Source organism: Candidatus Blochmanniella chromaiodes str. 640 (genome assembly GCF_000331065.1).
GTDB classification, from domain to species: Bacteria; Pseudomonadota; Gammaproteobacteria; order Enterobacterales; family Enterobacteriaceae; genus Blochmanniella; species Blochmanniella pennsylvanica.
On sequence record NC_020075.1, the window covers coordinates 277,021 to 300,216 of the forward strand.

Sequence of the window (23,196 nt, forward strand, 5' to 3'; positions counted from 1 at the left end):
AATTCATATATTGATTACGTATATGATAGCCTATCATCATTTTTGATGCGATAATCCAAAAGAAGAGCACATTATTATATAAATAATAATAATTTATATAGTATAAGATTACTATATCTAATATATTATGCTTATGTATTTTAATGTTTAAAATATTTATATGAAAATAGTTATTAAATTATCACCAGAAATTACAATAAAAAGCCGTGCTATACGAATTTTTTTTATAAAAATCCTCATTACAAATATTAAAACTATTTTAAAAAAAAATAATGAATCAGCATCAATTATACGTAATTGGGATTATCTTGAGGTAATATGTAATCATAACAAGTATCAAAAGATATGCGCTATTTTAATAAACATTCCTGGAATTCATCATTTGTTATTAATTAAAAAACATATGTTTCGTTCTTTACAAGATATTTATGAAAAAATTATACTCAGTCTGAATTATGAGATTCAATTATCAGGCAAAAGTTTTTGTGTTCGAGTGAAACGTTGTGGTAAACATAATTTCACTTCTCAAGAAGTTGAACATTATTTAGGGAATAAACTGTGTCAAAACATAGGTAATATTAGAGTTAACTTAACAAAACCTGAAAAAACTATATATTTAGAAATTAAAGATAATCAACTTTTTATAATTATCAAGCGTTACGAAGGATTAGGAGGTTTTCCGATAGGTACGCAACAAGAAATGTTGTCATTAATTTCAGGAGGATTTGATTCAGCTGTTGCTAGCTATATGTTAATTCGGAGAGGATGTAAAGTGAATTATTGTTTTTTTAATTTAGGTGGAGATATGCATACTGTTGAAGTATGTAGAGTAATATATTTTCTATGGAACAAATTTAGTAGTTCTCATAAAATAAAATTTATTTCTATTGATTTTTCAGAAGTCATTAAAGAAATTGTTGCTAAAATAAAAGACAACCAAATAGGAGTAGTGTTAAAACGTATGATGATACGTTCTGCATCATTGGTAGCTAATCGTTATAAAATTACCGCGTTAATAACAGGAGAAGTGTTAGGACAAGTATCGAGCCAAACTTTGAGCAACCTAACACTTATTGACAATGTTTCTGATCATGTAATATTTCGTCCTTTAATTTCTTATGACAAAGAAAAAATTATCAATTTAGCTCGAAAGATAGGCACAGAAATACTTTCAAAATCTGTTCCAGAATATTGTGGAATAATATCAAAAAAATCAACTGCAAAAACAACAAAACAACTTATCGAATTTGAAGAAAATAATTTTGATTTCACTGTGTTAAACCGTGCAGTGTCTCAATCTTATGTAATAGACGTACAAAACATTCCTGATCAAATTATTAATCAACATGTATTTCAAGTAGAAACTAAAAAAATATTGGATTCTACTGATGTAGTATTGGATATACGAACAGAAATTGAACAAGAAAAAAATCCTCTTTATTTAAATAATATAGAAATAAAAAAAATACCTTTTTATAATTTAATTGATCAATTTTCTAAATTAGATCCCAATAAAATATATTTATTATATTGTGATCATGGTATAATGAGCCGATTGCAAGTAATGTATTTGCATAGACAAGGATTTTGCAATGTAAAGGTATACAGACCACCTAGATAGCAAATTAGGTCAAACAAGTAATTCTTGGACAAATAACTTCAATTTTAAAAAATTGATTAATAATGAAAGCATTATTTACTTACTAATTAAGTAAACTAGAAATTGTTTTACAGAAAACGTCCCGTTATCAGTTTAAGTATTACTGAATTACAAAATTTTTTTTGATAAATTACAGTAACCATACTGTAAGAATTACGGTTTTACATTTTAAAAAACATAATTTTTTTATTCAGTATTTATTGAAATATTCTGCATGTTAATGAAGCAATGGACTTATGTATTTTATTGTACTATTTATTAGCTGTAAAATTTTACCGTATTATAGATAATTAATGTAGTGTGTTAATTACTATAACACATAATAAGGATATAGTTAATGAAAAAAACAATACCAACCATACTCCTTTCATTTCTAATAAAAATCCACCTAAAATCCCGCCAAATCCTATTCCTAAAAATTGACCAATAGAATAAATACTGATGGTAGTTACTTTATATTTTTTTTGTGCTGCTTTGTTTATCAAAGCAGGTAATATTGTCTCTATTAAACTAAATGCTATAAAAAATAACTGCATTCCAAATAAAAACATTTTACTATATAACGTATTCATTGACATAATTAGTTCAGATAAAAATAAAATATTCATACAAGCAATTAATATCTTTTTTGTACAATTTTTACCTTCAAAATAGAAGGTACATGTCAATACTGCGATCGCAGATATTATCATAATAATGCTATAAATTTTCCAATGTACACTAAGAGGAAATCCTAAATTTATCATGATTTTAGGTAAAACAATAAAGTTTAACATTAAGATAGTATGTGTAAAAAATATGCTGATATTTAGTTTCATTAATTGTGACTGAATTAGTATATGTTTAATTTTATTAAACATAATAAATAAATTTTCATCATTTTTCACGGGATGAGAAGAAATAGGTGGTTTTATAATATAAATTAAAATAATAGCTAATATAATTAATATAGTAATACAATGAAATAATCCGTTTAACCCAAACCTGTTAGTAATAATTGGCCCAAAAACCATGGAAGCAGCAAAAGCTATCCCAATACTCATGCCAACTGACGCCATTGCTTTTATATGATGTTGTTCTTGTACTGAGTCTAATAACAATGCTATAAGTGAGCTGCCAATAGCTCCTGATCCTTGTAGCGCTCTTCCAATAATAAGCCCCCAAATATTATTAGTAGTTGCTGCTATTTCACTACCCAAAATAAATAACACTAATCCTCCGATAATAACAGATTTACGTCCAATTTTGTCAGACATTAATCCAAAAGGTAATTGGAAGATTATTTGCATTAAGCCATATATTCCAATAGCTACACCTAGCGAACTTCCATTTGCTCCTTGTAAGGAAACAGCATGAACAGTCAAAACGGGCAGAATCATAAATACTCCTGCCATACGTAATGCAAATATCATGCTCAATCCCAATATAATATACAATTCTTTTTTAGTCATTATAGTATTAACAATAAATGGATATTGAAATATCTTAAATTTATATATTTTAAAAATATCAATATATTATATGAAATATTCAAAATAAAAATTTTTATAAATATTGAGAAATATTATATTATTTATTCATTTATATTAATAATATTTCGAATATGTCATAATTACAGTAATATATTTTTTGTAGAGAATAAAATATGATCTAAGGATAAAAGCAAATTTAATGATACTATAATGATAAGAGATAATAAAAACATTTTTTTTGCCCACAAACTATCGTGATTAATTATTCTATAACCATAGAATCCCATATGTAACCACCATAAATTCATAATGCTAATTATTGTTAAAAATATATAACTAGTGTACCCCATAACAGTAAATAATATAGTTGCTATAATAAATCCGATTATATAAACAACCATATGATTCTTAGTTGACTCTACTCCCTTTTTAATAGGGAAAGTTGGAATAAAAGCTACTTTATAATCATTTAATCGTAAAATAGCAATGGAATGAGAATGTGGGATTTGCCACAAACTAAAAATTATTAATAACATCAAAGCCCCTGCATCAAATTGATTTGCAGCAGCACAATATCCAATGACTGGAGGCATCGCTCCTGATATACTACCCACCATTATACTATAAATAGATCTACGTTTCATCCATAAACTATACACACCGACATATATAAATAAACCTATTGCCGATAAATATATTGTCAAAACATTTTTAGTAAAACTTAAAAACAAAAATCCAAATATACTTAATATTACTGCATAAAAGATACTTTGATTTAAAAAAATTTGACCGTGTTGTACCAAGACTCTATGTTTAGTTCTTTCCATAACTCCATCAATATCTCGATCAATAATGTTATTTAACACACAGCCAGAAGCTATTACTAAGGCTGTTCCTACAATCATTGTGATAAATAAAGAATAAGATATAGCACCTCGCGATGCAATTAAAAATCCTCCTGCAGATGACATTAAATTACCTAAAACAATTCCTGGTTTTGTTAAGTGTAAATAATATTTAATCATAATAATTAAACTATCTTATTTAAATCATCAAATTATGATGTAAATGTGTCATAATCCATACACTTCCTAACACAAGGATAAAAACAATAAATATTGTGAATATTAAAGATATTAAATTCCATGCTTGATTAGATACATTTCCTAAATGTAAAAAGAAAATTAAATGAACAATAATCTGCATTATTGAGCAAAATACAATAATATTTATTAATATTTTTTTATTTATTGTGTCATATGTAACCATAAAAAATGGAACGATTGTCAAAACCAAAGACAATACAAACCCAATTAAATATGACTTCTGTGTATAACCATTCTTCATTAATTATAGTACTCCCAGTAAATATACCTCAGTAAATACACATATCCATATAACATCAAGAAAATGCCAAAATAAACTTAAACATTGCATTCGTATATAGTTGGTGTATGTCAATCCTTGATACACAATATGTATAATCATTACCGCAATCCAAATAAGACCCGCCATCACATGTAGACCATGGGTCCCAACTAAAGTAAAAAAAGAAGAAAGAAATGCACTGCGACATGGATTGTTTCCTAATTTAATTAAATGATAAAATTCATAGATCTCCATACTAATAAAACATAGTCCTAATAAAAAAGTTATTCCCATCCAAATATTTATTTGTTTCGTATATGATTTTTCTACGTATATCATAACTTTACCATGAGTAAGACTACTCAATAATAAACAACAAGTTTCTATAAACACAAAAGGTAATGAAAATATATCTTTTCCTGAAGAACAATCTGCTGTGTTATTACATAACACAGAGTATATTGCAAATAAACTTGCGAATAGAATACAATCACTCATTATGTATAACCAGAAACCAAATATTGTCTTGATATTTAAATTATTATGTTTATACATTATTAACACATTCAATTTCTTTAATTTTCTCTACTGGTACGTAATATTCTGTATCATTATTAAATGTATGAAGAATCCAAGTTGCTATTATTCCCAACATACTAAAAACAACGAGCCACCATATATACCAAATCATACCAAATCCAAATGTTAAAGCGAAAAAAGATATAACAATGCCAGAATACGTATTCTTGGGCATATGTATGGATTGAAATTGATCAGGACAAGAGTATATTTTTCTATTATTTTGTACATACCAAAAAACATCACGATCATTGTTTATTATAGGAATAATTGCAAAATTATAAAATGGCGGGGGAGAAGAAACAGCCCATTCTAAAGTAGATCCATTCCATGGATTTCCATTTATATCTTTATGTTTATCACGATTTACAATACTGACTATTATTTGGATACATTGACACATAATACCTAATCCAATCAATATAGTACCCATTGATGCGGTTACTAACATCGATGAAAATATTGGATCAATGTGTTGGCTTAATCGACGAGTCATACCCATAAACCCTAAAATATATAACGGCATAAACGCTATATAAAATCCAATAATCCAAAACCAAAAAGCTCGTTTCCCCCATTTTTCATTTAAAACATAACCAAAAGCCTTAGGAAACCAATAGGTGGTTCCTGCAAAACAACCGAACAATACTCCTCCAATAATAACATTATGAAAATGTGCGATTAAAAATAAACTGTTATGCAATACAAAATCAGCCCCTGGCACAGACAATAATACCCCAGTCATTCCTCCTATGGAAAATGTAATGATAAATCCAATAGTCCACATCATTGGAGAGGAAAAAACAATTTTCCCTCGATACATAGTGAATAACCAGTTAAATACTTTTACTCCAGTTGGAATGGCAATTATCATGGTCATAATGCCGAAAAATGCATTAACGTTAGCACCTGCACCCATAGTAAAAAAATGGTGTAACCATACACAAAAAGATAACACAGTAATAGCTATAGTAGCCCATATTAATGAAGTATATCCAAACAATTTCTTTTGTGAAAAAGTGGAAACAATTTCTGAAAATACACCAAATACGGGCAATACTAAAATATATACTTCTGGATGACCCCAAGCCCAAAATAAATTGATATACATCATCATATTTCCGCCTAAATCGTTAGTAAAAAAATGGGTTCCTAGGTAACGGTCTAGTGTTAATAAAGCGATAGTAATAGTCAAAATTGGAAAAGCCGCAATGATTAATGTATTTGTACATAAAGCAGTCCAAGTAAAAACTGGCATTTTCATCATCGACAATCCTGGAGCTCGCATGTATAAAATTGTAGTGAAAAAATTTATACCAGTCAAAGTAGTTCCTATTCCAGAAATTTGTATACTCCATATCCAATAATCGACACCAACACCAGGACTGTATTCTTTGCTTGATAATGGCGGGTAACCTGACCATCCTGTTTGCGCAAATTCTCCTATTCCTAAGGAAAGATTCATCAAAATTACACCCACCATAAATAACCAAAAACTCAATGAGTTTAAAAAAGGAAAAGCAACATCTCGTGCTCCAATTTGTAATGGAACTACCAAGTTCATTAATCCTATTACGAAAGGAGTAGCCATAAATATGATCATGATTACGCCATGAGCAGTAATTACTTGGTTGTAATGATAGGCTGAAAGAAATTCATACGATCCAGAAGAAGATAAAGCTTGTTGCGCTCTCATCATGATGGCATCGGCAAAACCACGTACAAACATAATACATGAGACTATAATATACATAATTCCAATTTTTTTATGATCTACAGAAGTAAACCATTCATTCCAAAGATATCGCCATTTATTGTAATATGTAATGATACCAGAAAGAATTACTCCAATGAAAAGAATGATAATAACTGTCGACATAATAACTGGATCTTCATATGGAATAGAATGTGTTGTTAATTTTCCAAACATTACTTTATTATCCTCATATATTTGCAACATTTCCCAAAACAATCATGCTTTATATTAAGGAAACATGAATTATAGCTAAAAATATTCTTTTTTTTGATGTGTAAATTTATTGATTACATTGTAAAACAAGTTGGGTTGTACATTGGAGAAATAAATTATCGGATGGTATTCACTGGGTTTAGCTAATTCTTCATAAATTGACATATTATTAATTTGATGAGATGATTGTCGAGCTTTTTGTATCCATTGTTCAAATTCTTGTTTAGTCTGTGTAGCAACAACAGTAAATTTCATACCAGAAAATCCTTGACCACTAAAATTTGATGAAATACCTTTATATCGCCCTGCTGCATTAGCTATTAAATATAGTTCCGTACGCATTCCAGCCATCGCATAAATTTGTCCTCCTAATTGAGGAATAAAAAAAGAATTCATAACTGAATTAGAAGTAACATTGAATTTTATTGGTATATGCGCTGGAAAAACAAGCTCATTCACAACTGCTATATTTTGTTTTGGATAAATAAAAAGCCATTTCCAATCTAATGATATGACATTAATAATAATTGGTTGCTCATCAGACGATACAATAGGGTTTTTAGGATCTAATTTATGAGTAGATTGCCAAGTTACAGTTCCTAAAAAGATAATAATTAAAATTGGTACAGCCCAAACTATAAATTCTATTTCTTTAGAATTTACCCAATTAGGACTATATTGCGTATTTCTGAGATTAGATGCTCTATATTTTAGAGTAAAAAAAATTGCCATCACGATTACTGGGACAACTATACTAAGCATTAATCCGAATGCGGTCAATATCAATGAACGTTCTTCCATCCCAATTTGGCCTCTAGGATGTAATAAAACCAAATCGCTGCATCCATTTAATATTGTTATTAAACTATACAGTAACAATGAAATATATATCTTTCTATGTTTGCATATTCTGAATTTCATTCAACTATTCTAATGCGAATATATATTTTAAGTTCTTAAGTTAAACATCCTACCGCAAACCTGCATTAATGTAAATAGATTATATATATCAAAAAATTTTTTATAATTACCATTTATTAGAAAGTTTTAAATATAGTCAGTATATTTATTTGAAATTAGCTTCATTTTATGACGTAAAGATAACATTAAATACTCCATTATTTTAATAAATTTACAGCAATACTTGTATTGTTAGGTATAATTGAGATTTTTTACTAAATAACTTAATGTAAATTAATTTAATTATATATTTTACATATCTATTCAAGTATCGATATCATCTTAATGATGACACATATAACATTATTAAAAATTTAGTGCATTGATAATGTTGAGAATATGAGTTATATGATAATTATTTATTAGATATAAATATGAATTAAAGATCTGTTACATTTATAATTTTTATATTATGTGTAATGTCACATAATATCGTATACTTTTATTGTTATTTTTGATTTATAAAATAAAAAGGAATGAATTAGATACGCGTAATGATTGAAAATATTAAATCTTAATAGAAACGCATTACTGTTAATTTATTCTATAATATTGCGAATAAAGAATATTGTGAAAGATCGACACATGTTTCTAAAAACATATATATTCATGGGTTCCGTGTTGAGAAGGTACCTATTTGTTTTTTAAGAAAAATTATGGACTAATTATTAGTCATAAAATCATGATAAAATTAAATGTAATAAAAATTATATTAATCTTATCATCAAAAAAATAATTTAATTAGTAAACCTACATGCAATAATTTATACATTTTTGTAATAATAGTAAAAATTTTGTGTCTACTGTCACAGTAGAAGTATATCCACATATAAAACTGAAAGGATTTATTAATATTGAAATGAAAAACCAATTTTTATCAGACATTATAAAAAATGGATATTGGTTGTAGTTTTAAAAATGTAAAAATACATATACTTAGAAATGTAGTAATAAGAAAATTAGTATTGGAATCAGGTTACTTGTAACATCGTTATACTATCTTATGGTATAAGATGGAGACGACAACATTGGAGGTGTTGTTATGATAATTAATAAAAAAATAATTAGTTTTGCCTTAATTTATAAGGATAAGATGTTTGATTATAATGTAGAAGATGTTTTCAATATAAAAATTGATATTTAACATGAATATTATTTCAAATAATCTTTAAGGAAAGATGCATGAATGAATTGTTATTTTTTAAAAAATGAAAATTTTAAAGTTTTTAAAATCAAATCAAAATGACGTAAATCGGTCTATTTCACAGAATAGATACTAAAAAAATAAATGTATGTATGTAAAAACTCAGGAATATGTGAAATTTTATTTAAACTATATTATTAGAATAAAATAAAAAATTAAATATAAAAAAAATATATCGTATATAACGTATTGAATTTATTTCTATGTTTAATAACATATGCATCAATAGTTCATAGTAATAAGGTAATTAAGCATGTTTATGTCAATGAACTTAAAAAAATAAAACAATTACACATTTATTGTTAAGCAGATTTATCTTCGAAGATCCAGATAAACATCGCGTAAAATTGCATTGCCATGTAATGATATTAGCTCAAGAATTGATGTCAACTATGCTTCTAATTTACAACATTATTAATAGTGTATTAGATACACTCGATGTTTCAAAAAATGTGATCATGAAACAACAATACGACAACGCTAACAATATATTCGCGTCTCTTTTATAGAGAAAAATAACTGATTTTATTCTTAATCAGACAAAATTATTGCAAAAAATTACATATAAAGATTTAATAAGTTATGATTAAATTAGCTGATCATTAGAAATATTAGACTGTAAGAAATATCATCTTAAATAATAAATGTTTTTATTATAATTAGTTGATTAAATCATAAACAATCAGTTTTTATCCATACGCAATGTCTTTAACTATTTATTACATGCGACTGTAATCGTATACATAAGATACGATAAGAACAAATAATATATATGTGAATATATAAATATTTTCTATTTTAATCCTTAAACATTTTGATTAATAATAAATTAACAGAAAGCTATATGCTCAACAATTATTTCTTAATAAAATATGATTATTAAATTTAGTTTGAAATTTTTCATAAATTGTATTATATCAAGGTTTAAATAAAACTTTTATATAACAGATATACAATACAAGAGGATTATAATACATGCTATGCAATGCTCACATAACTTTAAAACGCCTTATTGTCATCGTATGGTAGTAGTTCCAACAGTAATAGAGCATACTATTCGAGGAGATCGTGTATACGATATATTTTCTTTATTATTAAAAGAAAGAATTATTTTTATGACAGGAACTATCGAAGATAGTGTAGCTAATTTAATTGTTGCTCAAATGATGTTCTTAGAATCAGAGAATTCAGAAAAAGACATCCATTTGTATATTAACTCTCCAGGAGGAGTAATAACCGCGGGAATGTCAATATACGACACTATACAATTTGTAAGACCTGATGTTAGTACGTTTTGCATGGGACAAGCTGCATCCATGAGCGCTTTCCTATTAGCTTCTGGTACCAAAGGTAAACGATTTTGTTTACCGAATGCTCGAATAATGATTCACCAACCATTAGGATCTTTCCAAGGACAAGCTACTGATATTGCTATTCATACGAGAGAAATATTAAAAATTAAAAATAATATCAACAAGCTTATGGCAAAACATACCGGACAATCTATTGATATCATCAATAAAGATACAGAACGAGATTGTTTTTTATCTGCTGATGAAGCAATGAAGTATGGATTGGTAGATTGTGTGTTATCTCAGCGAATATAAATTTAAATTATTACTTAATTTACGTTTCATTATCATCATGATCTGTAATAAAATTTATGTCTGAATTTGTTATTTATATCTCAAGTAATTTATAGATTGCTTTAAATGAATTAAACGTAAACAGAAGGATATCAGACTGTGAGCGATGATCATCAAAATCATTCAAAAAATAGTGCATTATGTTGTTCATTTTGCGGGAAAGATCAAAATCAAGTATTAAAATTAATTGCTGGATTATCAGCGCATATTTGCGATACATGTGTTGGTTTATGTAAAGATATAATTAGTCAAGAAAATAAAGGTAAAATAATTAACGAAAAATTGACCAAATATCCTACCCCTTGTGAAATTAAGAATTACTTGGACGATTATGTGATTGGACAAGAATACACTAAAAAAGTACTTGCAGTAGCAGTATATAATCATTACAAACGTTTACGTAATGAAAAGACGTGTATAAATAGCAATGGTACAAAATTGTTTAAAAGTAACATTTTATTGATCGGCCCTACAGGGAGTGGTAAAACATTATTAGCAGAAACATTAGCTCGGTTTCTTAATGTACCATTTTCTATATCAGATGCTACTACTTTGACAGAAGCGGGGTATGTAGGTGAAGATGTAGAAAACGTTGTACAAAAATTATTACAACGATGTAATTACGATGTAAATAAAGCGCAACAAGGAATCATTTATATAGATGAAATAGACAAAATTTCTAGAAAATCAGAAAATCCTTCTATTACTCGAGATGTTTCCGGAGAAGGAGTACAACAAGCTTTATTAAAATTGATTGAAGGGACTACAGCTGCGGTACCACCACAAGGAGGTCGTAAACATCCTCAGCAAGAATTTATACAAGTGGATACTACTAATATTCTTTTTATTTGTGGTGGTGCTTTTTTTGGTTTGAATCAAATTATCCAGCAACGCACTACTAACAAACGTACAATTGGGTTTCGAGTTTTAGAAAACAACGATACAACAAAAAACATTGAGCATTCATTATTAACACAAGTTGAACCAGAAGATTTAATTAAATTTGGTTTAATTCCAGAATTTGTTGGTCGACTTCCAATAGTTTCTATTTTAGATGAACTGAAAGAAAAAGAATTAATTAAAATCTTAAAAGAACCAAAGAATGCTTTAATAAAACAATATGAAATGCTATTTCATATTGATGGAGTAAAATTGGAATTTTCAGAAACATCATTGACTGCTATTGCTAAAAACGCTATGAAAAAAAAAATTGGTGCTCGTGGACTTAGAGCTATTTTAGAGAATATATTGCTAGATGTAATGTATGAATTACCTTCAAAAAATAATATAGACAAAATAATAATTGACGAATCAGTAATATTTGGGCTTTCAAAACCATTGTTAATCCACAGTCAGTAACCATAAAAACCAATTAAACGTAAGTGCACGTTCATTGAATAATGGCTACATGTGATATTGTCGTAAATAAATTGAGAATAAAAATTTGTTATTATCATAACAAATCATCGCTTTGCTTTAAACACGAAGTTCGAAAAAATTTACGTGTAATGTACATTACAATTGAAAGAAAAAACTCTAGTAATTAATTATTTTTTATTGAAAAATTTTTTCCGAATAGAAAAATTTTCATTTCTTTTTCAAGTATTGTACGATCTGTAATATTCATCATATTGAGTTTATTTTCATTGATTAAAATAGTTTGTTTATCTTGCCACTGCATCCATGCGATTTTAGAAATATGTTCATAAATATATTTTCCTAATGCTCCTGGATAACATGGAGCGTCTAGTCCTTCAGCATATTTTTTTAAAAAAACACAATAAATTATTTTGGACATTATTAGAAGTCTCACATTGCAACAATCATTTTTATGAGAATTGGAAATTCAATATCTTTACTGCGTTATGATTACAATTTCTGCAGTATTATAGAAATTGGTTTAGGTAATCCAATGACTGGAGGATGCATCAAATCATACCAAATCCCATCTTTTTTATAATTTAATTTTTTATGTGTATTAAGCAATATTGGTTTTATTTCTAAATCAATATTGCTTAATTTGTGTTTTAGAATAGCCAGATTCATACGTTGATTATTATGAAGATTATAGTGTAACAACCACGTATTTAATATTTTAAGGGTGGAAAATTCAGGAAAACAAAACAATCCTCCCCATATTCCTTGATATGATCGCTTTTCGAGCCATATCATTTTCATTTGATACTGTTGTGACAATAACAATAAAAACCAGATAGTTTTCTTAATTAATTTTTTTTTAAGTTTCTTTCTGGGATATTGATCAACACAGTGATTTAGAAAAGATCGACAACCTTCTCGAAGAGGGCAATCATTGCAAAGTGGATACGTACTAGTACATATTAATCTCCCGAGATCCATCATGGCTTGATTAAAATCTGCAACTCCTATATTAGGAAGTAATTGTTTGATTAATAACCATAGTTTATTATTTACTTCAGAGCTATTTCTTGATAAAGAATAATCGAGAGCATAATATCTAATTAGTATTCGTTTTACATTACTATCAAGTATAGGATAATGCTGATCTAATGTTAACGATAATATAGCTCCTGCGGTAGATTTTCCGATACCAGGAAAAGAAACAAGCGTGTCGAAATCTTTTGGAAAATTACCGTGATAATGATTAACAATAATTTTAGCTGTTTTATGTAAATTCCTAGCTCGCACATAATACCCTAATCCGCTCCATAAAAATAATACTTCATCTAATTCTGCTGTCGCCAATTGTTTAATAGTTGGAAATTTTGAAATAAATCGTTCATAATAAAAAATTACAGTTTTCACTTGTGTTTGTTGCAGCATGATTTCAGATAACCAAGTCTTATACATTGTTTTATTCAATTGCCATGGCAATTCCTGAGTTCTATATTTGTGATACCACAGTAACATTTTTTTTGAAAAAATAATATCTTGAGTCATACGTTTTTGTGCTATATAAAAATCAAATGTAATCGCATTCTTACGCAATCAACTAAAACTTTTATTACAAGGTATTGTTAAAAATTTAAAACAATTTTGCTGAATAGAAATACCTGATTAATGTGTTGTTAAAGTAATTATAGATATTTCAGTCAACTAACAAAATATAAAATTTAATTTCAATAATTAGTAATATAATTTAATAATTATTTATTTTTAAACATGCTAATGTCACTTTTATAATAAACTACTTTTTGAGGAAAGTGATTTAACAATCATATTTCTAATAATTATTAGAAAACAGTGTCCATATATCAGTGCATATGCATTTATTCATAACAAACGCATATGCATATTTTTATTAAAAGTTATAAATTTTTATCATCTAATTTTTATTAGAAATAAAAAAATAATATCACAAACATTATTAATGTGGTGCTGTACACTGATTTGTCTCAATTAACGTAACCGATTTTTTATCCATTATTACAATTCCTAATTTATTTCGTTTGTACTGACACTCTATTTCAAAAAAAATATAAATAAAAACAAAGAAAATATTTTTAAATACCCTTATTCACTTGAAATTTAAAATTTATAAAATATGTATAATTACATCATCTATCATAATTTAAAATTATCTTTTAATTGTAATCAAATTATACAAAACTAATAAAATTGAGTAAATTTCTTATTGTTATGCTCATTAAAAATTAATATTTATTCTTACATATAAAATAAAACTTTTTATATATAAATTAATATGAATAATTTATACATTTGATGTATTATCATTTTTTTTACATTATTAAAAAATTTTTTAAAATAACAAATAATAAAAACAATTTTAAAATTTGAACATTATTATAATAATTAATATTATTTCTAATATTTAGTTATTATTTTTTATTCTATTTATATAGGAAATATTATTTTTTGTGCTTAAGATTTGTTTAACCAACTTTTTAAAATTACTCCAGCTGCAATTGCATTGATTTTAATATTTGATCTAGCACATAAATCATCATGATAATATTTAAAATAGTTTAAACGTGCTTCACTTGTACTAAAACGCTCATCATGCATTTTTACTGGAACTGGAAACAGTTCTTTGAGTTGAATAGCAAATATCTTTGCTAAAATTGTAATAGGTTGTTCGCTACCATCTATTTTTAAAGGTAATCCTACTACAAAAATCATTGGCTTCCACGTATCATAAATATCTCGGATACGTTTCCAATTAGGAACACCAGATTGCGACTGCAATACAGTCAGAGGTTGTGCAGTACAAGTCAATTTCTGACCAATAGCTACTCCTATGTGCTTAGTACCAAAATCAAAACCCATAACTATGTCGACGATTGACATCACGCATGACCTGTCTGGTCAGCAATATTATAAATATCAATTCCTAATATTTTTGCAGCTGCGCGCCAACGATCAATAATAGGAGTATGAAATAAAATTGTTTCATTAGCCGGAGCAGTAAGCCAAGTATTTTCCATTAATTCATGTTCTAATTGACCTTTATCCCATCCAGAATAGCCAAGCGCCACCAATATATCCTTTGGTTGATTAGGGGTTCCTAAAGTTTCTAAAATATCTTTAGAAGTAGTAATCATAGCTTTTGAAGAAATGTTAACACTAGAACCAAAACCTTTTATAGGAGTATGTAAAATAAAACCTCGATCATCTAATAAGGGGCCTCCTGAAAATACTGGATTATCTAATCGAACAGACGGATCGCGTGTGGGGGATACAATCTTTAGATTGTTTAATATAGTTTCTACCGTACATCGTGTCACTAGTTTATTAATGACAATTCCCATAGCACCTGCGTCATTATGTTCACAAATATATACCACTGATTGTTTAAATAATGGATCTTTCAGTGCAGGCATAGCTATTAAAAAATGATTTTGTAAATTTATTATCTTATGTGGTGTTAACATAAATTATTTATAAATTTATTTGTTAAAAATATAAAGTTTAAAAATTTAAATCAATTATTTTTTCTTCAATAATACACATCCTTGTTATCAATTATAATTGATTGATTTCTGTGCAAACCACTCTTCAATTTAAGTATTTTTAATTATTATGAACACATGGATTCGTGTTTTTTTAACACAATATTTATAATGAGAATATTTAAATAAAATTTAAATTAAACTAATAACATTTTAAATGCAAAAAAAATCAACAATTAATTATACAACATATAAACATGTAGATTCTCAAATAACACATACTATAATTTTATTTTTTACATTAAAATTAATCAAAATTACTACATATCAAAATATCTAAAAAATATTTATATACTTATATTTTAATATAGTTTTTATAAAGACTAATAAAAATTACTGAAGTTGATTCAGCATATAAAATCTCATTATATTTTATAATATTTAAAAATATATTTATTGTGTACTATATATTTCATAAAAATTTTTTAAAAATTAACTAACCTTAATCATTGTATTTGCATACATTGCAATGTTGTTTATACATAAAATTAAGTATTAATTTTATGTATAAACAACATGTATTTAAATTTTAATTTTTATCAAAAACTGATTACATAATTTTAATTATTATCCAAACATATATATTATATACAAGACCAATATCAATCTTCTTATTGTATGATCATTGATCAACACATTGTATATTCCCATATTGATAAAATCATTATAAATCAACTTAAAAATAAGTATGTGAATACTATTAAGGTGTACATTTCAAACCAGCCGCATCACGAAGAAGGTCTGCTTTATCAATTTTTTCCCAAGGGAAACATTCACGACCAAAATGGCCATAAACAGCTGTTTCTTTGTAAATTGGTCTTAATAAATCTAACATGGAAATTAAACCATAAGGACGAAAATCAAAAAAATTTTTTATTAATTGTATTAAAATGTCATGTGATATTTTTTCTGTTCCAAAAGTTTCAATACTCATAGAAATTGGATGTGGAACACCAATTGCATAGGATACTTGCAGCTCGCAGCGATCTGCTAATCCAGCTGCTACAATATTTTTAGCTACATATCTTGCTCCGTAAGCGGCCGAACGATCTACTTTTGAAGGATCTTTTCCAGAAAAAGATCCACCACCATGCCGAGCTATACCTCCATAGGTATCTACAATGATTTTTCTTCCAGTTAAACCACAATCACTAATAGGACCTCCGATAACAAAACGCCCGCCAGGATTAATAAGAAATATAGTGTTATTAGATAACCATTTGTTAGGTAACACTGGTTTAATAATTTCTTCCATAGCAGCTTCTTTCAAATCTGTTAACTTTATATCATAAGCATGTTGAATAGACAAGACAACAGCAGTGATGCCAATGATCTTTCCATTCTCATAAGCAACAGTTACTTGGCTTTTAGCATCTAATCCCAACCAAGGCAACACCCCACTTTTTCTCACTTGAGATTTTCTTTTAATCAAACGATGCGCATATGTTATCGGAGCAGGCATGAAAACACTAGTTTCATTAGTAGCATATCCAAACATTAATCCCTGATCACCTGCTCCTCGTTGTAATGTACTTGTATTACCATGATCAATACTATATTGAATATCTGAAGATTGTTTATTAATTACACTCAATATTACGCAAGAATTTGCATCAAACCCCATATCTGAATGAACATAACCAATATCACGAATAGTGTTTCTAGCGATTTCTTCCATATTTACCCAAGCAGTAGTAGTAATTTCCCCGCCCATTATTACTATACCTGTCTTAACATAAGTTTCACACGCAACACGAGCTCTTGGATCCTGAGCTAAGATAGAATCCAATATAGCATCAGAAATCTGATCTGCAATTTTATCCGGATGTCCTTCTGATACGGACTCAGATGTAAACGAATATTGCGACATTTTTTATATCCTTTTTAGTATCAAGTTCGTGACTTACATTAGTATGACCTAACATAGGTATAGTAAATTTATTTAAATTAATCATACGCATAAAATTATTTTATATAAATTACCAACATATCATACTTCCTTTTTGTATTTAATAGTATAAAAATATTATTCAATTTATATATCAAATATTGATAAAGTAGCTATATAATAACTATTAATAGATTATGATCAAAATTTGTTGCAAATATACCTGTTTCTAATATTTTTCATCTAATACTTATATAAGTATTACGATTAACTTAATTTTTTATGCGTTTATTCACTTATATGATTGAATCATGTTTTGAATTAATTTATTAAAAAGTAAAGTTATATTATTCAATATCATTGTATATATAAATTTAAAATTCTAACGATATTCAATACTTATACGAACCAAATATCTTATGTAATCATTTTATAATAAAATGTTTGCATCTTGTGTTGTAGAAAATAATTAAATTAAAAAATAAATAAAAATAAGTCTTGTTTGTAATTCATTTACTATATAGATGTCATCATACATTTAAGTACAGGTTTATTTGAACATATTTATAGAAATTTTTTAAATTTGAGAAACTTGTTGAACTGCAACTGTGTCAACCGAGCATATAAAAAATTTTTAGAAATATTAATTTATACAAATATTCTATTTAATTTTACTCAAATTATATTTTACATATAATAGACTGTTTATAAAATTAATTAAACAAAGGAAACACATGAATACTTTGAATTATAAAAATGATAGCTCCCTATTTTCAAATTCCTTTGGATTTTTACGATTTCCATTAGAATTCGATCCTTATAATAGTAATAGTGATTGGGTAATTACTGGAGTTCCTTTTGATTTGGCTACGTCTGGTCGCTCAGGAAGTAGATTCGGACCGACCGCTATTAGACAGGCATCTATTAATTTAGCCTGGGAACATTTTCGTTGGCCTTGGAACGTGAATATACGCAAGAATTTGCACATAATTGACTGCGGAGATTTAATATATAAATCTGGAGACATACAAGATTTCACCAGTTCTCTACAAAACCATGCTGAAAATTTACTAATGTCTGGAAAAAAAATGTTATCATTTGGAGGTGATCATTATATCACATTACCTATATTACGTGCGTATGCGAAATTTTTTGGAAAATTAGCAATAATACATTTTGACGCACATGCAGATTATTATGATAACGATAGTAAATATGATCACGGTGTTGTAATATTACATGCTCTTAATGAAAAATTAATAGATCCTGTACATTCAATACAAATTGGTATTCGTACCGAATACAAAAAATGTTTCGGATTTACAGTGCTAGATGCAGAGTATATTAATGATACTAACATTGATGTTATCATCAATAAAATAACATCAATCGCTCAATCCTTTCCAGTATATTTAACTTTCGATATTGATTGTTTGGATCCAGCTATAGCACCTGGTACTGGGACTCCAGTAATTGGAGGATTAACAAGTTACCGTGTATTAAAATTAATACGAGGTTTTCAACATTTAAATATTATAGGTATTGATTTAGTAGAGGTAGCACCAGCTTACGATTGTGCACAAATTACTGCTTTAGCAGCAGCTACAATAGGGTTGGAAATGCTTTATACTCAAGTGAAATCAAAGAAGAATTAAAAATTAATTTAATATGTTATTCATTAATTAAACACTGTAATTAATCACACGAAAAAATAACATCGCATGATAAAATTGGTACTATATTTCAATGCTTAATACTGACATCAAATCAACAATACTTATAATATTAGTTACGTAACATGTTAAATGATTATATGATTACAACACTAAATTTATAAATGATTTATAAATCAGATTGTTATTAAGTAATCAGCACATTATGCTTTCATAAGACATTGCATGTTTCCTAATGCAGGTTAATACTGTTCAGTATATAGTAGTTGTTTACAATACATTAATTTTTTAGAGTTTCTATGTTATTAATTAATTATTTTGAAAAATTAAATTTATTTTAAGTTATATATTATTTATTTTATTCAGTCGCTAACTAATAAACTAAACTAAAAAATAGTGATATATAGATAAATAAAAATATTTTTCATCATCAATATATGACCATCTATATTGCTTCACATTTAAAAGGTTACCTATCATGACTATGATCAAAATAACTGATTTAGACCTAACGGGTAAACGTGTTTTAATTCGTTCTGATTTAAACGTACCTGTTAAAAATGGAGTTATTACTTCTAATAGAAAAATTCATGCATCATTACCTACTATTAAATTGGCTTTAAAGAAAAGTAAACATGTTATGGTAACTTCTCATCTGGGTCGACCAATAGAAGGAGAATATAATGCTCAATTTTCCTTACAGCCCGTGGCTGAATATTTAAAGAAACAATTGATTAATAGATATGTTAAAGAAGTACGTCTGGTTAAAGATTATTTAGAGGGAGTAAACTTTATGGAAGGAGAGCTTTTAATTTTAGAAAATGTGCGGTTTAATAAAGGAGAAAAAAAAGATGATGTGATATTATCAAAGAAATACGCCATGTTATGTGATGTATTTATTATGGATGCGTTTGGTAGTGCTCATCGTACACAGGCGTCTACACATGGTATAGGTAAATTTGTTTCTTTAGCTTGTTCTGGGCTTTTATTGCAAAAAGAACTAGAAGCTTTAGGAAAGGCCTTATGTAATCCTATGAGACCAATGGTTGCAATAGTTGGGGGATCTAAAGTATCTACTAAATTGATTGTTTTAGATTCTTTATCAAAAGTTGCAGATTACTTGATAGTAGGAGGAGGTATCGCAAATACCTTTTTAGCAGCTCAAGGTAAAAAAGTAGGTAAATCCTTATATGAAGAAGAACTTATACCTACAGCAAAACGTCTTTTAGAAAATTGCGATATACCTATTCTTACTGATGTACGAGTAAGTACAGAATTTTCTGAAACTGCTCCAGTCACTATGAAAGCTATAATTGATATTAAAGATAATGAGCAAATTCTTGACTTAGGTGATGAATCTATTACTCGAATATTAGATATTTTAAATTGTGCTAAAACTATTCTTTGGAACGGTCCTATTGGAGTATTTGAATTTCCAAATTTCAGAAAAGGCACGGAGATGATATCTCATGCTATTGCTAAAAGTAATGCTTTTTCTATCGTTGGAGGCGGTGATACTCTAATGGCTATTGATTTATTTGATATTTCTAATCAAATTTCTTATATTTCTACTGGAGGTGGTGCTTTTTTAGAATTCATTGAAGGTAAAACATTTCCATCAGTAAAAATGCTTGAAAAGCATGCTTTAAATAACATGAATTAACCAGTATTATATATGAAAAATGTATACGACTATATTTAAATAGTCTTATCGATGTATTCTTTCATTAACAACAGAAGAAAATAAATGACTAAGATCCTCGATTTTATAAAACCAGGTGTAGTTACTGGAAATAGTGTACAGAAAATATTTGATTTTGCAAAAAAAAACAATTTTGCTTTACCAGCAGTAAACTGTATAGGAATGGATTCAATTAATGCTGCATTAGAATCTGCAGCTAATATGCAGTCTCCTATTATTTTGCAGTTTTCTAAAAAAGGATCTGCTTTCATGGCAGGATATGGTTTAAATAGTGATAAAAATGATCATAATACAGCAGTATTAGGAGCTGTCTCTGGTAGTCTACATGTACATCATATTTCTAAACATTATGGTATTCCTGTTATTTTACATACTGATCATTGTACTAAAAAAAATTTGCCTTGGATTAATGCTCTATTGGATTTAGGTGCAAAGCATTTTTATGAAACTGGTAGTCCATTATTTTCATCTCATATGATTGATTTATCTGAAGAATCTTTAAAAGAAAATATAGAAATTAGCTCACAGTATCTAAGTCGTATGCATAAATTAAATATGACTTTAGAAATAGAATTAGGTTGCACCGGAGGAGAAGAAGATGGCATAGATCACCATCATTTGGATCGTTCACTTTTATATACAAACCCAGAAGATATAACTTATGCTTATGAAAAATTACATATTATCAGTCCTCGATTTATTATAGCTGCATCATTTGGCAATGTACATGGTGTATACAAACCAGGCAACATACGATTGGATCCAAAAATTCTTCAAAAATCACAAAAATATGTTTCGAATAAATTTGGATTACCTGACAATTTTTTAAATTTAGTATTTCACGGAGGATCTGGATCTACAGAAGAAGAAATTAAAGAAGCTATCAGTTACGGTGTTGTAAAAATGAACATTGATACTGATATACAGTGGGCTACTTGGGAAGGTATTTTAAAATACTACCAACATAATAAAAGTTTTCTTCAAACTCAATTAGGTAATCCATATGGAAATGATCAACCAAATAAAAAATTTTATGATCCACGTATTTGGATTCGTGCAGGACAAAAATCAATGATTAAGTATTTAGAAAAAATATTTTACACCTTAAATGCTGTTAATATTTTGTAAAATAATTTTTTAATAACAAATGATAATATATTAGATTAGGTTCGTGTATCGAATAAAATTCAAATTATATGAAGTTAAATTTGACGAATATTATTAATATTACGATTACGACAAATAAGATTTAATGAAATTTCAATACAAATAAATCATAAAACCTGTTTTTTGTTTATGGAGTGCGATGCCTACATGAATCATAAAAATTATCTAATGTATGGTTTTAATTCCCATTGAATATCGTTTTTTGATCTATATAAAACGAAAATTATTATCAAAAATCAATAATAATAGATCAAATTAGTACATGCTAATTATATAATATACGTCTTGTATGGGTGTTGTATGGTACAAAATAAATTAAAAAAATCAGTAGGTTGGGCGGCTTTAAAATATGTTCAATCTAGCAGAATTATAGGAGTAGGAACAGGTTCTACTGTTACATATTTTATTGAAGCACTAAACAGTATAAAAGAAAAAATAGAAGGCGTGGTTTCCAGTTCAAATTACTCATCTAATCAATTAAAAAAAATAGGTATTCCTTTATGTAATCTTAATAACTTACACGAATTAGATGTATATGTTGACAGCGCAGATGAAATTGATTCACATATGCAAATGATTAAAGGTAAGGGTGGGGCTTTGACCAAAGAAAAAATTATTGCTGCTGCAGCTAAAAAATTTATTTGTATTGTTGACAGCAGTAAACAAGTAAATATATTAGGAAGAGGTCCCTTGCCAATAGAAGTCATTCCTATGGCTCGCTCATTAGTAGCAAGAGAATTAGTGCGTTTAGGTGGTTTACCAGAATATCGGCATAATGTAATTACTGATAATGGTAATAATATCTTAGACGTATATAATATGAAGATTGTAAATGCGTCGTTATTAGAAACCAAAATTAATAATATTCCAGGAGTAGTGAGTGTTGGTATATTCGCGAAAAGACGAGCAGATATAGTATTAATTGGAACAAGAGAAGGTATAAAAATAATTAAATAAAT

General features: G+C 27.5%; 18 protein-coding genes. 7 read left to right on the top strand and 11 right to left on the bottom strand.

The annotated features are described in order from the left end of the window. The first annotated feature begins 160 nt into the window (after positions 1 to 160). A complete protein-coding gene (gene thiI / locus BCHRO640_RS01225; protein ID WP_015344510.1) occupies positions 161 to 1,621 on the top strand; it encodes a tRNA uracil 4-sulfurtransferase ThiI in 1,461 nt (486 codons plus the stop codon). A 329-nt stretch (positions 1,622 to 1,950) separates the two neighbouring features. On the opposite strand, the gene BCHRO640_RS01230 is transcribed toward thiI, so the two are convergent. From BCHRO640_RS01230 to cyoA, 6 genes are all read right to left on the bottom strand, one after another. After that, positions 1,951 to 3,072 (bottom strand): MFS transporter, encoded by a 1,122-nt coding sequence (locus tag BCHRO640_RS01230; RefSeq protein WP_236608108.1) that lies wholly within the window; start codon positions 3,070 to 3,072, stop codon positions 1,951 to 1,953. A 200-nt stretch (positions 3,073 to 3,272) separates the two neighbouring features. Beyond that, entirely contained in the window at positions 3,273 to 4,157 is an 885-nt protein-coding gene (cyoE, locus tag BCHRO640_RS01235) for a heme o synthase (RefSeq protein WP_015344512.1), read from the bottom strand. Between the two features lie 19 nt (positions 4,158 to 4,176). After that, complete coding sequence (gene cyoD, locus BCHRO640_RS01240) at positions 4,177 to 4,479, bottom strand: cytochrome o ubiquinol oxidase subunit IV (protein WP_015344513.1); 303 nt, start codon at positions 4,477 to 4,479, stop codon at positions 4,177 to 4,179. A 3-nt stretch (positions 4,480 to 4,482) separates the two neighbouring features. Further along, positions 4,483 to 5,055, bottom strand: coding sequence for a cytochrome o ubiquinol oxidase subunit III (gene cyoC / locus BCHRO640_RS01245; RefSeq protein WP_051015641.1), 573 nt, complete (start codon positions 5,053 to 5,055; stop codon positions 4,483 to 4,485). Then, the gene (gene cyoB, locus BCHRO640_RS01250) at positions 5,048 to 7,009 is read right to left on the bottom strand and encodes a cytochrome o ubiquinol oxidase subunit I (RefSeq protein ID WP_015344515.1); all 1,962 of its coding nucleotides are present in this window, start codon (positions 7,007 to 7,009) and stop codon (positions 5,048 to 5,050) included. The genes cyoC and cyoB overlap by 8 nt, the downstream gene beginning before the upstream one ends. A gap of 75 nt (positions 7,010 to 7,084) precedes the next feature. After that, entirely contained in the window at positions 7,085 to 7,969 is an 885-nt protein-coding gene (gene cyoA / locus BCHRO640_RS01255) for a ubiquinol oxidase subunit II (protein WP_015344516.1), read from the bottom strand. Between the two features lie 2,223 nt (positions 7,970 to 10,192). Between cyoA and clpP the strand changes: the two genes are divergently transcribed. Continuing rightward, on the top strand, positions 10,193 to 10,819 hold the full coding sequence (gene clpP, locus BCHRO640_RS01260) for an ATP-dependent Clp endopeptidase proteolytic subunit ClpP (RefSeq protein ID WP_011282791.1): 627 nt from the start codon (positions 10,193 to 10,195) through the stop codon (positions 10,817 to 10,819). Positions 10,820 to 10,957: 138 nt separating this feature from the next. After that, entirely contained in the window at positions 10,958 to 12,217 is a 1,260-nt protein-coding gene (clpX, locus tag BCHRO640_RS01265; protein WP_015344518.1) for an ATP-dependent Clp protease ATP-binding subunit ClpX, read from the top strand. 184 nt (positions 12,218 to 12,401) lie between these two features. Here clpX and BCHRO640_RS01270 read toward each other — a convergent pair whose 3' ends face one another. From BCHRO640_RS01270 to metK, 5 genes are all read right to left on the bottom strand, one after another. After that, positions 12,402 to 12,656, bottom strand: coding sequence for an oxidative damage protection protein (locus BCHRO640_RS01270; RefSeq protein WP_015344519.1), 255 nt, complete (start codon positions 12,654 to 12,656; stop codon positions 12,402 to 12,404). A gap of 71 nt (positions 12,657 to 12,727) precedes the next feature. Beyond that, positions 12,728 to 13,777 (bottom strand): A/G-specific adenine glycosylase, encoded by a 1,050-nt coding sequence (gene mutY, locus BCHRO640_RS01275; RefSeq protein ID WP_015344520.1) that lies wholly within the window; start codon positions 13,775 to 13,777, stop codon positions 12,728 to 12,730. Positions 13,778 to 14,719: 942 nt separating this feature from the next. Beyond that, entirely contained in the window at positions 14,720 to 15,145 is a 426-nt protein-coding gene (ruvX, locus tag BCHRO640_RS01280) for a Holliday junction resolvase RuvX (protein ID WP_015344521.1), read from the bottom strand. Then, a complete protein-coding gene (locus BCHRO640_RS01285) occupies positions 15,145 to 15,708 on the bottom strand; it encodes a YqgE/AlgH family protein (RefSeq protein WP_041567602.1) in 564 nt (187 codons plus the stop codon). Before BCHRO640_RS01285 ends, ruvX begins: the two co-directional genes overlap by 1 nt. A gap of 799 nt (positions 15,709 to 16,507) precedes the next feature. Continuing rightward, positions 16,508 to 17,677, bottom strand: coding sequence for a methionine adenosyltransferase (gene metK, locus BCHRO640_RS01290; RefSeq protein ID WP_015344523.1), 1,170 nt, complete (start codon positions 17,675 to 17,677; stop codon positions 16,508 to 16,510). A gap of 752 nt (positions 17,678 to 18,429) precedes the next feature. Here metK and speB point away from each other — a divergent pair. From speB to rpiA, 4 genes are all read left to right on the top strand, one after another. Beyond that, positions 18,430 to 19,350: an agmatinase gene (gene speB / locus BCHRO640_RS01295; protein ID WP_015344524.1), complete on the top strand. Its 921-nt coding sequence runs from the start codon at positions 18,430 to 18,432 to the stop codon at positions 19,348 to 19,350. Positions 19,351 to 19,846: 496 nt separating this feature from the next. Beyond that, complete coding sequence (locus BCHRO640_RS01300; RefSeq protein WP_015344525.1) at positions 19,847 to 21,031, top strand: phosphoglycerate kinase; 1,185 nt, start codon at positions 19,847 to 19,849, stop codon at positions 21,029 to 21,031. Positions 21,032 to 21,115: 84 nt separating this feature from the next. After that, positions 21,116 to 22,198, top strand: a complete 1,083-nt coding sequence (gene fbaA, locus BCHRO640_RS01305; RefSeq protein WP_015344526.1) for a class II fructose-bisphosphate aldolase — start codon at positions 21,116 to 21,118, stop codon at positions 22,196 to 22,198. A 339-nt stretch (positions 22,199 to 22,537) separates the two neighbouring features. Continuing rightward, positions 22,538 to 23,194 (top strand): ribose-5-phosphate isomerase RpiA, encoded by a 657-nt coding sequence (gene rpiA / locus BCHRO640_RS01310; protein WP_015344527.1) that lies wholly within the window; start codon positions 22,538 to 22,540, stop codon positions 23,192 to 23,194. Positions 23,195 to 23,196: the final 2 nt, after the last annotated feature.

Excerpts from the sequence above, each read along its gene's own strand:
- BCHRO640_RS01270 (WP_015344519.1), bottom strand. The coding sequence starts at position 12,656 with ATGTCCAAAATAATTTATTGTGTTTTTTTAAAAAAATATGCTGAAGGA.
- ruvX (WP_015344521.1), bottom strand. The coding sequence starts at position 15,145 with ATGTCAATCGTCGACATAGTTATGGGTTTTGATTTTGGTACTAAGCAC.
- clpP (WP_011282791.1), top strand. The coding sequence starts at position 10,193 with ATGCAATGCTCACATAACTTTAAAACGCCTTATTGTCATCGTATGGTA.
- thiI (WP_015344510.1), top strand. The coding sequence starts at position 161 with ATGAAAATAGTTATTAAATTATCACCAGAAATTACAATAAAAAGCCGT.
- cyoB (WP_015344515.1), bottom strand. The coding sequence starts at position 7,009 with ATGTTTGGAAAATTAACAACACATTCTATTCCATATGAAGATCCAGTT.
- fbaA (WP_015344526.1), top strand. The coding sequence starts at position 21,116 with ATGACTAAGATCCTCGATTTTATAAAACCAGGTGTAGTTACTGGAAAT.
- cyoA (WP_015344516.1), bottom strand. The coding sequence starts at position 7,969 with ATGAAATTCAGAATATGCAAACATAGAAAGATATATATTTCATTGTTA.
- metK (WP_015344523.1), bottom strand. The coding sequence starts at position 17,677 with ATGTCGCAATATTCGTTTACATCTGAGTCCGTATCAGAAGGACATCCG.
- mutY (WP_015344520.1), bottom strand. The coding sequence starts at position 13,777 with ATGACTCAAGATATTATTTTTTCAAAAAAAATGTTACTGTGGTATCAC.
- rpiA (WP_015344527.1), top strand. The coding sequence starts at position 22,538 with ATGGTACAAAATAAATTAAAAAAATCAGTAGGTTGGGCGGCTTTAAAA.
- cyoE (WP_015344512.1), bottom strand. The coding sequence starts at position 4,157 with ATGATTAAATATTATTTACACTTAACAAAACCAGGAATTGTTTTAGGT.
- speB (WP_015344524.1), top strand. The coding sequence starts at position 18,430 with ATGAATACTTTGAATTATAAAAATGATAGCTCCCTATTTTCAAATTCC.
- BCHRO640_RS01230 (WP_236608108.1), bottom strand. The coding sequence starts at position 3,072 with ATGATATTTGCATTACGTATGGCAGGAGTATTTATGATTCTGCCCGTT.
- cyoD (WP_015344513.1), bottom strand. The coding sequence starts at position 4,479 with ATGAAGAATGGTTATACACAGAAGTCATATTTAATTGGGTTTGTATTG.
- cyoC (WP_051015641.1), bottom strand. The coding sequence starts at position 5,055 with ATGTATAAACATAATAATTTAAATATCAAGACAATATTTGGTTTCTGG.
- BCHRO640_RS01300 (WP_015344525.1), top strand. The coding sequence starts at position 19,847 with ATGACTATGATCAAAATAACTGATTTAGACCTAACGGGTAAACGTGTT.